Below are 13,859 nucleotides of genomic sequence, written 5' to 3'. Positions count from 1 at the left end.
CCATTTCCTTCAGTTCCGCGACCCGAGCGGTGCCGGCACCCGCGCGGTGCGCAGGGCTTCGGCCTGCCTGCGGGCCAGTGCGGCTTCGTTGAAGTCGCCCGCCAGTTCCTGGAACAGTTCGTGCCAGTTCACCTTGGCCTTCAGGCGCAGGAACACGCTGCCCAGCCCCACGGCGGATCGGTCCACCAGCACGAATTCACGCGGGGGCTGCACGCCGCCGGTACGCTTCAGGCCATTATAGACGCGTTCGGCCACGGCACGGCCATATTGCGGGTCGTTGTCTTCCTGAATGAACCGCTCACGGTTATCCAGCAGCGGTCCGTAGATGAAGCGCGCCCATTCGTTCAGCACCCGCACCGTATCCAGCGACAGGTTGGTGAAACCCCATGCCTCATAGGCATGCATCGCCAGATTCTCGTCATCCGTCTCGATTGCGCGGTGCAGGTCGATGATGCCCTGCACGAAGCGGGAGGGGAAAATCCGGATCGCGCCGAAATCCAGCAGGTTGATGCCGAAATCATCACGCACGGTGAAGTTGCCCATATGCGGGTCACCATGAATGACACCATACCGGTACAGCGGCGCATACCACGCGCGGAACAGGGCGCGTGCCATGCGGTTGCGCTCCTCCTGCGTGGGGTTGGTGTCCAGCACCTTCTGGATGCCGCGCCCGTTGACCCATTCCATGGTCAGCAGGCGCGCGGTGCACAGCGCATCCACCGGCTGGGGAATGGTAATGTCCTCGAATTCCGCCAGCATCAGGTGATACAGCCGCATGTTCGCGGCTTCACGCAGGTAGTCCAGTTCCTCGTACAGCCGGTCCTGCAGCTCCTCCAGCACGTCATCCTGGCAGATCGTGCTGTCCAGCCGGTAGAACAGGCCCACCGCCATGCGGAACTGGCGCAGGTCGGATTCGACCGTGGATTTCATGTCCGGGTACTGCAGCTTGCACGCCACCTGCCGCCCGTCGGGCAGCACCGCACGATGCACCTGCCCCAGACTTGCCGCAGCCGAGGCTTCCCGGTTGAAGGAGCGGAAATTACGTTCCCAGTTCGGCCCCAGTTCGGCGGACATGCGGCGACGGACGAAGTTCCAGCCCATGGCCGGCGCATTGGCCTGAAGCTGCGCCAGTTCCTTGGCATATTCCTCAGGCAGGGCGCCGGGAATGGTGGACAGAAGCTGCGCGCCCTTCATGAGCGGCCCCTTCAGCCCGCCAAGGACGCTTTTCAGGTCCTCGGCATGGACGGACTGGTTGGAGCGGAAACCCATCTTGTGCCCGGCGATACGCGCGGCAATGCCGCCCACCGTGCCGGATGTGCGCACCATGCGGCGGAATTCACCAAACAGGCCGGTATTATCGATATTCCGTTCATCCGCCACGTCAGACACGCTCCAGTTCATCAATAAATCCGGCGATCACATCCAGTCCCTTCTGCCAGAAACCGGGGTCCGCCGCATCCAGCCCGAAGGGGGCCAGCAGTTCACGGTGCCGCTTCGTCCCGCCTGCCTTCAGCATATCAAGGTACTTGTCCTGAAAGCCCGGGTGGCCGGACCGGAACACCCCGTATAACGCGTTTACCAGGCAATCGCCAAAGGCATAGGCGTACACATAGAACGGTGAATGGATGAAATGGGGGATATACGTCCAGTACACATCGTAATCTGGCGTGAAGTTGAAGGCGGGGCCAAGGCTTTCCACCTGCGTCTGGCGCCAGATTTCGCCAATGCGCGCGGGCAGCAGTTCGCCGCGACGGCGTTCCTCATGCACCAGCATCTCGAAACGGTAGAAGGCGATCTGGCGCACGACGGTGTTGAGCATGTCCTCCACCTTGGCCGCCAGCATAAGCCTGCGGCGCGCGGGATCGGTCTGGGCATCAAGCAGTGCGCGGAAGGTCAGCATTTCGCCAAACACGCTGGCGGTTTCCGCCAGTGTCAGCGGTGTGCTGGACATGAGGTAGCCCTGCTTTCCCGCCAGCACCTGATGCACGCCATGGCCCAGTTCATGCGCCAGCGTCATCACATCCCGCGTGCGCCCACGGTAGTTGAGCAGCAGGTAGGGATGCACCGACGGCACGGTGGGGTGGGCAAACGCGCCGGAAGCCTTGCCCGGCACCGGCGGCGCATCGATCCAGGCGTGGTCGAAAAACTGCTTCGCCACGGTGCCCATGCGCGGGTCGAAGCCTTCATACGCCGCCATGACCTGCCTTGTCGCCTCCGCCCACGGGATCAGCGGTTCATCCTGCGTGGTCAGGGGCGCGTTGCGGTCCCAGTATTCCAGTTTTTCCAGCCCCAGCCACTTTGCCTTGAGCGCATAATAGCGGTGTGACAGGCGGGGATAGGCCTCGGTCACGGCCTGCACCAGCGCATCGACCACGTCATCCTCGACCATGTTGGCACAGTTGCGTGCCGAGGTCGGGCGCGGGTAATGCCGCAGCCCGTCCACAATGGCCTTGTCCTTGGCCAGCGTGTTCGTAATCAGCGAAAACAGCTTTACGTTGCGGCCCAGTTCATCGCCAATGGCGTGGGCAGCGTGTTCGCGCACCTTGCGGTCGGGGCTGGACATGGTGTCCAGCGCATTGCCCAGCGTCGTGTCCGCGCCGCCCACGCGCACCCGCAGGCTGGCCATCGTCTCGTCAAACAGGCGGTTCCACGCAGCGGCCCCCGTGACGGATTTTTCGTGCAGGACGGCCTCGACCTCGTCAGACAGCTGGTAGGGGCGGAACACCCGCAGGTCGCGCAGGAAAGGCGCCCAGTGCGCAAGGGCCGGGTCGCTCAGCTGTGCAGCCAGCCCGTCAGCGGAAATGCGGTTGATTTCCAGCGTGAAGAACAGGAGATGCGTGGAAATGGCGGTCAGCCGTTCATTGACCGACTGCGCAAACCGGGCCACGTCGGAATCCGATGTATTGGCCGCGAACAGAAGCTGGGCATACGATCCCGCCCGGCCCAGCACTTCGTCAATGCGCTGATATTCAGCAATGGCCTGCGCCAGTTCGCCACCCGGCACATTGGCCAGACGTCCCTGCCATGCGCGTGAGAATGCCTGCGCGTCCTCATCCGCCTGATCGAGGTCGGTCGCAAGCTGCGGCGAATCCGGCCCATCATACAGATCCGACAGGTCCCACCGCGGCAGCCCGGCCAGTGCGGATGCACCGCCCGATGGCTGGGCTGCATCCGCATGCACGGGGGAAAGGCCGGCGGCACCGGCCGGAAGGGCGGAAAAATACGCTTTGGACATAGATCAAGCACCAACCATCAGATCGGGCGAAGCCTGCGCACATGCGCCTGCGACGCGATTCCCATACCCTGAATCTAGTGCGTCCCGGCGCGCTGTGCGACCCCGCCTGTCGATATTCTGCCCTGAATACAGATGGGGCCGGACATTCCTGCCCGGCCCCGCCCTGCACAATAACGATGAAATCAGCCCTGCATTCAGGCGCCACGCGCCATGGCGGGGGCTTCAAACCCGATCACGCGCGCGTATTCCCTGGGCACGACATGCCAGAAACGCGGCAGGGTCCTGTCCCAGTTATGCAGCAGCAGTTCGGCATAATGGCTGCCGGTTTCGCGCGCATGGGTTTCCACCTGTTCACGCAGCATGGCTTCCCATTTCGGGTCCTGCACGCGGCACCACATGACCGTATCGGGGTTTACCCGCTCGGCAAACGTGCCGCTGGCGTCATAGACAAAGGCCATGCCACCGGTGAAGCCCGCGCCAAAATTGTCGCCAATCTCACCCAGGATCACCACCGTACCGCCGGTCATGTATTCACAACCGTTGGACCCGCAGCCCTCGACCACCGCAGTCGCACCCGAGTTACGCACCGCGAAGCGTTCGCCCGCCTGCCCCGCTGCATACAGCGCACCAGCGGTCGCGCCATACAGGACGGTGTTGCCGACAATCGCGTTTTCATTCGACACAAGGCTGGAGGACGGCGAGGTGCGGACCACAATGGTCGCCCCCGACAGCCCCTTGCCGACATAGTCGTTTGCGTCACCCAGCACCTCCAGCTTGAGGCCCTGCACCGCAAACGCACCCAGCGACTGCCCCGCCGACCCACGCAGCCGCACCGTCAGGTGCCCCGGCGCAAGCGTGGTCATGCCGAACTGCCGCACGATCAGGGATGAAATGCGCGTGCCGATGGCGCGATGCGTGTTCTGCACATTGTACTGCAGCTGCATCTTCTCACCATGATCGAACAGCGGGCGCGCATCCGCGATCATCTGCGCATCCAGCGTCTCGGGCACCTCGTTACGCCCCTCACGCGTGCAGTAACGGCCATACGGGCCGGGATCGGCCTGTGCCAGCAGCGAATTGAGGTCGAGGTCATCAAGGTAGTCCGCCCCACGCAGCACCTGATGCAGCAGGTCGGTGCGGCCGATGATCTCGTTGAGCGTGGTGAAGCCCAGCGAGGCAAGGATGTTGCGCACGTCCTCGGCAATGAAGGAGAACAGGTTGATGACCTTCTCCGGCGTGCCTTCAAACTTGCGGCGCAGTTCATCGTCCTGCGTGCACACACCCACGGGGCAGGTGTTGGAATGGCACTGGCGCACCATGATGCAGCCCATGGCCACGAGGCTGGCCGTGCCGATGCCGAATTCCTCAGCCCCCAGCATGGCGGCGATCACCACGTCACGGCCGGTCTTCAGCCCGCCATCAGTGCGCAGCTTTACGCGGTGGCGCAGGCGGTTGAGCATCAGCACCTGATGCGCCTCCGCCAGCCCCAGTTCCCACGGCATGCCCGCATACTTGACCGAGGATTGCGGGCTTGCGCCCGTGCCGCCGGAATGGCCCGAAATCAGGATCGCATCCGCCTTGGCCTTGGCCACACCGGCAGCAATCGTGCCGATGCCCGAACGCGCAACCAGCTTCACGGTCACGGTGGCCTCGGGGTTGATCTGCTTGAGGTCGTAGATCAGCTGGGCCAGATCCTCGATCGAGTAGATGTCGTGATGCGGCGGGGGCGAGATCAGGGTCACGCCTTCGGTCGCATGGCGCAGCTTCGCGATCAGGCCGGTCACCTTGAAGCCGGGCAGCTGCCCGCCCTCGCCGGGCTTGGCACCCTGCGCCATCTTGATCTCGATCTCGCGGCAGTCGTTCAGGTACTGCGCGGTCACGCCAAAGCGGCCCGACGCGATCTGCTTGATGGCGGAGGATGCATTGTCCCCATTGGGGCGCGGCCTGGCGCGTGCGGGGTCTTCACCCCCCTCACCCGAATCGGACTTGGCCCCGATGCGGTTCATGGCGATGGACAGCGTTTCATGCGCTTCGGGGCTGAGCGCGCCCAGCGAGATGCCGGGCGCAATCAGGCGCTTGCGCAGTTCCGTGATGCTTTCGACCGATTCCACGGGGATGGCCGTGCGCCCGCCACGGAAGTCCAGCAGGTCACGCAGGGCAACCGGCGGCTGGCGGCGCACCGCATCGGCATAACGCTGGTAGACCGAGAAACTGCCGGTGGAGACCGCCGTCTGCAGCATGTGGATCAGGTTGCCGTCAAATGCATGCACCTCACCACTACGGCGCAGCTTGTAGCGGCCACCGACGGACAGGGTTTCAACCTGCCTGTTCCATGCCTTGTGGTGGAAGCTGAGTACATTACGCGCAATGCCGGTCAGGCCGATGCCGGAAATGCGCGAGGGCATGCCGGGGAAAAATTCCGCCGTCAGCGCACGCGACAGGCCGATGGCCTCGAAATTGTAGCCGCCGCGATACGACGCCACGATGGAAATCCCCATCTTGGACATGATCTTCAGCAGGCCCTTGTTGACCGCCTTGCGGTACCGCTCCACCGATTCGCTCAGCGTCAGCTTGCCGAACAGGCCACGGCGATGGCGGTCGGCAATGCTTTCCTGCGCCAGGTACGGGTTGACCGTGGTCGCCCCCACCCCGATCGTCACCGCGATGGCATGCACATCCAGCGCACCGGCCGAACGGACGTTGAGTGATGTGAACGTGCGCAGCGACTGGCGCACCAGATGCGTATGCACCGCCGCCGTCGCAAGGATCATGGGGATATAGGCACGATCACCGGACTGGTGCTCATCGGTCAGGAACACATGGGTGCAGCCCTGACGCACGCGGTCCTCGGCCTCGGCGCGGATGCGGGCGATGGCGGCGCGCAGGCCCGCTTCGCCATCAGCAGCAGGGAAGGTGCAGTCGATGATGCAGGCGTTCTTGCCACAGAAATCGACCAGTGCCTGGAATTCACCCGTGGTCAGCACCGGGGAGGGAAGCTGGAGCAGGTCGCACTGGCTCTCGCTTTCCTCCAGGATGTTGCCAAGGTTTCCCAGGCGGGTCACGAGGCTCATCACCCGTGTTTCACGCAGGCTGTCGATGGGCGGGTTGGTGACCTGGCTGAATGCCTGACGGAAGTAATGCGCAAGCCCGCGATAACGGGTGGACAGCACCGCCAGCGGCGTATCATCCCCCATCGACCCGATGGCTTCGGACGCGTTTTCCACCATCGGCTGCAGGATGGTTTCAAGGTCTTCCAGCGTCAGGCCAACGGCCAACTGGCGGCGGCGCAGCATCTCGGCATCATACAGCACGGGCTCGCTGCCATCGGGGCGGACGATGGAGGAGATTTCCTGCGTGCGCTTGACCCACGACGAGAAATCCTGCCGCCCGGACAGTTCATCGAGCAGTTCCTGGTTGCTGTACAGCTTCGCGGTCTTGAGATCGAGCGCAAGCGACTGCCCCGGCCCAAGGCGGCCACGGCTGACGATCTCGGCCTCGGGCACCTTCACCATGCCGGTCTCGGACCCGACAATCAGCAGGCCACCATCGGTAATGGTGTAACGCAGGGGACGCAGGCCACTGCGGTCAAGGCCCGCGACCATCCATCGCCCGTCGGTGGCGCACAGGGCGGCCGGGCCATCCCATGGTTCCATCACGGCGTTGCAGTAGGAATACATGTCCTTGTGCCGCTGCGGCATGGCGGAATTGCCACCCACGCTGGCCGGGATCATGAGGCATCGCGCCATGGGCGCGTCACGCCCCGCGAAGGTCAGCAGTTCGAACACGTTGTCAAAGCACGCCGTGTCCGACCCCTGCGCCTGCACCACAGGCTTGAGATCGTCCATATAGGGGTCAAGGATGGGATCGGCCAGGCGGGTTTCGTGGCTTTTCATCCAGTTGACGTTGCCCGAAATGGTGTTGATCTCACCATTATGGGCCAACCTGCGGAACGGCTGCGCCAGCTTCCATGTCGGGAAGGTGTTGGTCGAGTACCGCTGGTGATAGATGGCGAAGCGGCTGACGAAACGCGGATCGAGCAGGTCGGGATAGAATTCCGTCAGGTGTTCGGCCAGGAACATGCCCTTGTAGATCAGCGACCGGCACGACAGCGAACACACATACAGGTCAACCTGATTGGCGATCGCGCTTTTTTCGATCTTGCGGCGGATCACATACAGGTCGCGCTCGAATTCGTCTTCCGTGCTGCCGGGCAGGTTACGGATCAGGATCTGCTCGATCTCGGGGCGGGTGGCGTTGGCCTTTTCCCCGATGCAGTCGGTATTGATGGGCACCTGACGCCAGCCATAAATGCTGTAGCCAAAGGCGAGGATCTCGCTTTCGATGATCTGGCGGCAGCGTTCCTGCGCCGCGATATCGGTCTTAGGCAGGAAGATCATGCCCACCGCGATCTGGCTGTCCACGCCGCTTTCCGCACCGCCCGCATGGATCGCGTCGGCAAAGAAGTCCTGCGGGATCTCGACATGGATGCCGGCGCCATCGCCAGTCTTGCCATCGGCATCGACAGCACCGCGGTGCCACACGGCCTTCAGCGCCGCGATACCGGCTTCCACCACGTCGCGGCGCGGCTTGCCATCCAGGGCCGCGACCATGCCCACGCCACAGGCATCATGTTCATCGGCGGGGGTGTACAGGCCGGAAATGGCCTGCGCGTTGTCCTGCCATTCCTGAACGAAATCGGTGGACTGGTTTTCAAACTGATCCATCATGCTTACTCCGCCACCTCGGCCTGTGCGGCCGTCATTTCCTCAAGCCATGCGTGCATCTGCGCCGCCGCGTCACGCCCGTCGCGAATGGCCCACACCACCAGGCTGGCCCCGCGCACGATGTCACCCGCAGCAAACACGCCGGGCAGGCTGGTCATGAACGTCTTGCGATCGACCATGAGCGTGCCCCAGCGCGAGACCTCCAGTTCCGGCTGGCCCCACAGCGTGGGCAGCGGTTCGGGGTCGAAGCCCAGCGCCTTGACCACCAGGTCGGCTTCCAGCGTGAACGCGCTGTTTTCCACCGGCTCGACCGACTGGCGGCCGCTGGCGTCGGGCAGGCCAAGTTTCATGCGGCTGGCGCGCACGCCGCTCACGGATCCTTCGCCCTCGAACGCCTGGGGGGCGGCCAGCCACACGAACTCGACACCCTCTTCCTCGGCGTTCTTCACTTCACGCACCGATCCGGGCATGTTGGCACGGTCACGGCGGTACAGGCACTTGACCGACTTGGCACCCTGCCGGATGGCGGTGCGCACGCAGTCCATGGCCGTATCACCACCACCGATCACCACGACCGACTTGCCCGCCGCATTCAGTTCGCCGTTGTCGTATTCCGCGACACTGTCACCCAGCGAGACGCGGTTGGACGCCGTCAGGTAATCCAGCGCGCGCACGATACCGTTCAGCCCCGCGCCGGGACCGCCAATATCACGCGACTTGTACACACCCGTTGCGATCAGCACGCCATCATGGCGCGCACGCAGGGTGGAAAAGGCAATGCTGTCCGCACCATCGGTATCGCCGATACCCTTGCCCAGATGGAACTGGACGCCGGATTCCACCAGCAGCTTATGCCGGCGCAGGACGATGTCCTTTTCCAGCTTGAAGCCGGGGATGCCATACATCAGCAGGCCGCCAATGCGGTCGTAACGATCATAGACATGGACCTGATAGCCCTGCTCGCGCAGCTGGACCGCGGCGGCAAGGCCGCCGGGACCGGCACCGATGATGGCCACACTCTCATCCCGCTCGGCCACCGGCTTCACCGGCCTGACCCAGCCGTTATCAAAGGCAGTATCGGTGATGTAGCGTTCGACCGCGCCGATGGTGACGCTTTCGAATCCTTCCTCGATCACGCAGTTGCCTTCACACAGGCGGTCCTGCGGGCAGATGCGGCCACAGATTTCGGGGAAGGTGTTGGTGGCGGAGGATAGCTCATACGCCTCCTCCATCCGGCCTGCCGCCGTCATCATCAGCCAGTCGGGGATGTTGTTGCCCAGCGGGCAGTGCACCGAACAGAACGGCACGCCGCACTGTGAACAGCGCGAGGCCTGCGTTTCGGCCCTGGCGGGCACGAATTCGGCATAAATCTCGTTAAAGTCCTTGCGGCGCGCCTCGGCAGGCCGTTTGTCCGGCTGCTCCTGCGCCACAGAGACGAATTTCAGCATGCGCTCGGCCATCGGTCTGCCCCTGGTCTGCATAATGGAAGGACGTTCCGGGCGCACGACAGGCACCCGAAGCGAGGAACAGACCTACGCAACACCCCGGATGAATAAAAGACAGCAATACTGACCTTATTCAAAGAAAACGCCAGAAATGCTCGAAAAATCCAAAGTTCCGGGCCACCTACCCCATCACCAGACCCATAGGGGACGGCGCAATGCCCAGCATGTCGAGCGTGCGCGCACCGGGAGCCACCACATTATCCACATAAAGCAGCCTGACCTGATCGCGTGTCAGCATCTTTCCGGGCAGGTGTTCCAGCACCGTTGCCTGAACACGCGCCAGCCAGCGCGGCACCACGAATAACGGGCGCGGGTGCCCGCCCCATCGCGCCGCCCACGCCACGATCTGGCGCATGGTCAGCACCTGCGGGCCACCGAATTCAAAAATGGCGCCCGCCATGTCCGCCCCCGTGGCGATGCGAACCATCCCATCGGCCACATCACCCACCCAGACCGGCTGGAAACGGGTCGTGGCGCCAAATACCGGCATGACCGGCAGGAACCGCGCCATACGCGCGAACATGGCGGGGAAAGCGCCATCCACCCCGAATATCAGCGAGGGGCGGACGATCACGGCCTCCGGCATCGCGCGGCTGACCATGCATTCGCCCTCCGCCTTGCTGCGGGCATAGGCGGAGGGACTGTCGGCACGCGCGCCAAGCGCCGAGACATGGATCAGGCGCTCGACCCCGGATGCGGCAGCCAGCCTTGCCACGCGCGCGGCCCCTTCAACATGGATGGCCTCGAACGTATCGGCGCCGCGGGGGGACAGGATTCCCACAAGGTTGATGACAAGGCTGCTGCCCTCGATCGCGGCGACACATGCCTTTTCATCCGTGATGGACGCGACGACAGCCACCACCTGCCCCACATCCCCCAGCATGCGCAGTGTCGCCGCATCCGTGGCCGTGCGCCCGGCAACCCGAACCACATATCCCGCCCGTGCCAGCCGCGCGACCACGGACCGCCCCACGAATCCCGAACCACCAAAAACCGTCGCGACCTTGCGTGTCATAGCCTGCCCCCATCCGTGGCGCCTGATTGCGCCACGCACCGTTTTCCCATTTTACCCGTCACACAGACAGTGATTTCTGCCCCGCCCGTATACCTGCCGGGACAGGCAGAAAGAAAAAAATGCGCCTGTTTTCAAAAAAATGCATTTACCCTGTTGACCGTCCCGCCGGGCCGGACTAAACACCCCTCACACCACCCCGGCGGCCTCCGCTGGGGAGCCTCTGAGCCCAGATGGCGGAATTGGTAGACGCGCAGGTTTCAGGTACCTGTGGCCGCAAGGTCGTGGAAGTTCGAGTCTTCTTCTGGGCACCATCACACAAAACTGGTAAAACTCCCCTCTGGGGATGGTCAGGGCAGCCCGTCTCGGGACTGCCCCTTTATCTTTTTGTCTGTTTCCTTGCGCAAATTGGTGTAAACCGCCCACGAATACCCATTTCACTGGCAGGTCCGCACGCCCCGCCCCGACCGGGCAGGGATCGTGACATAACGAATGGCTTTCCTTGCGGTTGCGTTCCAGACCTGCCACCGTGAAACCGAATATCGTGACGGAGCATTTTCCATATGGCTGCAAGCCCGGCCCCTGACGCCATCCATTTCCATCGCGGCGACCTGCCGGCCGACGTCACGTTCACCGGCGCCGTGGCTATTGATACGGAAACAATGGGCCTGAACCCGCACCGGGACCGGCTGTGCCTTGTGCAGCTTTCAGGTGGGGACGGGCATGCCCACCTGGTTCAGGTGCCCGCAGGCATCACGGCGGCGGACTGTCCCAACCTGGTGCGCGTGCTGACCGACCCCACGTTGCCCAAGCTCATGCATTTCGCCCGCTTTGACGTGGCGATCCTGCAGCATACCCTTGGCATCACGGTTGCGCCGAACATCTGCACCAAGATCGCCTCCAAACTGGTGCGGACCTATACCGACCGCCATGGGCTGGCGCATCTGTGCCGTGAACTGCTGGGGGTGGAACTGAGCAAGCAGCAGCAGAGTTCAGACTGGGGCGCGCCCGAACTGACACCGGAACAGCGGGCCTATGCCGCATCCGACGTACTGTACCTGCATGCCCTGTGGGCAAAGCTGGAGGCGTTGCTGCACCGTGAAAACCGTCGCGAACTGGCACAGGCCTGTTACGATTTCCTTCCGACCCGCGCCCGTCTGGACATCCTTGGCTACGTGGATCCGGACATTTTCGCGCATCGCGCAGCCTGATAATGGTTCCGGCGTTTGACCGGAAACCATTTCACGACAATACAGACCTGGCATGAACAGCAGCCTTTCACCCACCTTCCCCGTCGTTGAAGAAAGCGTGCCGCAGGTACAGGCCCGCATGCTCAGTGAAGCATGCAGCGTGCTGCGCACCGAATCCGCTGGCCTCCAGGCCATGATTACCGCCATGGAAACATCCGGCCCCAATGGAGAGGGCGGGCTGGGTCCGGCCTTTGTCAGAACGGTGGAGCACATTCTGGCGGACAACATGCGCGTGGTGGTAACGGGCATTGGCAAGTCGGGGCATATCGGGCGCAAGATCCAGGCGACCCTTGCCTCCACCGGCACGCCCGCCATTTTCGTGCATCCGGCCGAAGCCTCGCACGGGGACCTGGGCATGCTGCAGCGCGGGGATGCGGTACTCGCCATTTCCAATTCCGGCGAAACGGCGGAAATGGCCGACCTGATTTCCCATACACGCCGTTTTGGCATGCTGCTGATCGCCATGACATCGCACCCGGAGTCCACGCTGGCCCGCACGGCCGATATCGTGCTGCCACTGCCCCATGCGCCCGAAGCCTGCCCCAACGGGCTGGCGCCAACCACCAGTTCCACCATGCAGCTTGCGCTGGGGGATGCGCTGGCCATCGTGCTGCTGCAGCGCCGCCGGTTCAGCGCCAGTGATTTCGGCATTTTCCACCCCGGCGGCCGACTGGGCACACAGCTGCGCCGTGTGCGTGAACTCATGCATACGGGCGAAAGCATGCCGCTGGGTCCCCCCACCATGCCGATACGGCAGGTCATCATGGAAATGACCCGCAAGGCCTTTGGCTGCATGGGCGTGGTGGATGCGAAAAACCGCCTGACCGGGCTGATTACCGACCGCGACCTGCGTATTGCGCTGGAACAGGACCTGGACCACACCTGTGCCACCGACATCATGAATGCAAGCCCGCAGACCATTGGCCCCGACATGCTGGCGGCAGAAGCGCTGCGCATCATGAATGACCGCCCCCGCCCCATTTCCAGCATTTTCGTGCTGGATAATGAAAATCACCCTGTCGGCATCCTTCACCTTCATGACCTGCTGCGTGCTGGCGTTGCATGACCGAACAGCCGGACGACAGGGACGACGGGACCGATCCCAACCATATCCAGCGTGAGGACTACGCCCGCAGCGCGGCCGACATCGAACGCCAGCGCAGCATATTCGACCAGTCCACACGGACGCGCCTGCTGCCCAATGCCGCCGACCTGGCCCGGCGGCAGACCATCCTGCGTTCGGCCAAGTGGATGCTGCCGCTTCTGGCACTCATACTGCTGGGTTCCATCGCCGCATGGCCGGCAGTGCAGCGCGCGGTCATCATGCATACCGGCACCATGGCGCAGATGAGCCATGTGCGCGTGAAAAGCGGCAGCATGCTCAACCCCACCTATCGCGGGCTGGATGACCATGGCCGCCCCTACATGATCACCGCGGACGAGGCGCGCCAGATCTCGACCGAACGGATTGACCTGAGCAACCCGGCTGCCGATACACTGATGGATAACGGGAACTGGCTGTATGTCACCGCACATGACGGCGTCTATATCCAGCATGCGCAGATCCTGGACCTGATGCATGATGTCACGCTGTACCGCAATGACGGGACCCTCATGCTCAGCCCCTCGGCCGATATGGACATGCGTCACAACATCGTCGTATCCGATGACTGGATCCATGCCGAAGGCCCCATAGGACAGATTGACGTACAGGGCGGCATGCTGGACACACGCGGCGGCATCATGCTGTTTCGCGGGCCGGGCCGCATGATCCTCAACGCAGCGGAAAGATCGAACTGATGGCGCGCGCAACATTCCGCCTGCCGCTTGGCGGCGTCCTTGTGGGACTGGTGGCGGCACATCCCGTCATGGCGCAGGGACTGGACATGTCCCACGGCCAGCAGATCAACGTCACCGCCGCCGGTGGCTTCGACTGGGACCAGAACGCGCAGACCGTCACCGCCTATGACCGTGCACAGGCCATCCGTGGCGACATGACCGTACGCGCGGACAGACTGGTCGCCTTCTACCGCAAGAAGGCCGCGACCACGCCGGCAAAGACCACGTCCCCCCCTACGCCACAGGCTGCCCCGGCCGGGCCGCCAGGGGCCGACGCACCACTGGCCGCCCATC

General features: G+C 63.5%; 8 protein-coding genes, 1 tRNA gene and 1 pseudogene. 5 read left to right on the top strand and 5 right to left on the bottom strand.

Annotation, left to right across the window (positions count from 1 at the left end; translation table 11 throughout):
* Positions 1-9 precede the first annotated feature (9 nt).
* From F1542_RS14715 to F1542_RS14695, 5 genes are all read right to left on the bottom strand, one after another.
* Entirely contained in the window at positions 10-1,401 is a 1,392-nt protein-coding gene (locus F1542_RS14715) for an AarF/ABC1/UbiB kinase family protein (RefSeq protein ID WP_193733696.1), read from the bottom strand.
* Positions 1,382-3,235: a M3 family oligoendopeptidase gene (locus F1542_RS14710; RefSeq protein ID WP_193733695.1), complete on the bottom strand. Its 1,854-nt coding sequence runs from the start codon at positions 3,233-3,235 to the stop codon at positions 1,382-1,384. The genes F1542_RS14715 and F1542_RS14710 overlap by 20 nt, the downstream gene beginning before the upstream one ends.
* 194 nt (positions 3,236-3,429) lie before the next feature.
* Positions 3,430-7,962 carry a glutamate synthase large subunit gene (gltB, locus tag F1542_RS14705; protein WP_193733694.1) on the bottom strand — a complete coding sequence of 1,511 codons (4,533 nt, stop codon included), beginning with the start codon at positions 7,960-7,962 and terminating at the stop codon, positions 3,430-3,432.
* 2 nt (positions 7,963-7,964) lie between these two features.
* Positions 7,965-9,419, bottom strand: coding sequence for an NAD(P)-dependent oxidoreductase (locus F1542_RS14700; protein ID WP_193733693.1), 1,455 nt, complete (start codon positions 9,417-9,419; stop codon positions 7,965-7,967).
* Between the two features lie 166 nt (positions 9,420-9,585).
* Complete coding sequence (locus F1542_RS14695; RefSeq protein ID WP_193733692.1) at positions 9,586-10,479, bottom strand: complex I NDUFA9 subunit family protein; 894 nt, start codon at positions 10,477-10,479, stop codon at positions 9,586-9,588.
* Between the two features lie 224 nt (positions 10,480-10,703).
* On the opposite strand from F1542_RS14695, the gene F1542_RS14690 reads away from it, so the two are divergent.
* From F1542_RS14690 to F1542_RS14670, 5 genes and pseudogenes are all read left to right on the top strand, one after another.
* Positions 10,704-10,790: transfer RNA gene (locus F1542_RS14690), tRNA-Leu, on the top strand.
* Between the two features lie 249 nt (positions 10,791-11,039).
* Entirely contained in the window at positions 11,040-11,687 is a 648-nt protein-coding gene (locus tag F1542_RS14685; protein WP_193733691.1) for a ribonuclease D, read from the top strand.
* A gap of 52 nt (positions 11,688-11,739) precedes the next feature.
* Complete coding sequence (locus F1542_RS14680) at positions 11,740-12,792, top strand: SIS domain-containing protein (protein ID WP_193733690.1); 1,053 nt, start codon at positions 11,740-11,742, stop codon at positions 12,790-12,792.
* On the top strand, positions 12,789-13,526 hold the full coding sequence (gene lptC, locus F1542_RS14675) for an LPS export ABC transporter periplasmic protein LptC (protein WP_193733689.1): 738 nt from the start codon (positions 12,789-12,791) through the stop codon (positions 13,524-13,526). Before F1542_RS14680 ends, lptC begins: the two co-directional genes overlap by 4 nt.
* Positions 13,526-13,859: pseudogene (locus tag F1542_RS14670) on the top strand (hypothetical protein); the annotation flags it as partial. The gene lptC and the pseudogene F1542_RS14670, both read left to right, overlap by 1 nt.

Origin of the sequence: Komagataeibacter sp. FXV3 (assembly GCF_015155755.1) — a bacterium.
Classification (GTDB): Bacteria; Pseudomonadota; Alphaproteobacteria; order Acetobacterales; family Acetobacteraceae; genus Komagataeibacter.
This window is presented reverse-complemented; position numbering and strand designations above follow the sequence as displayed.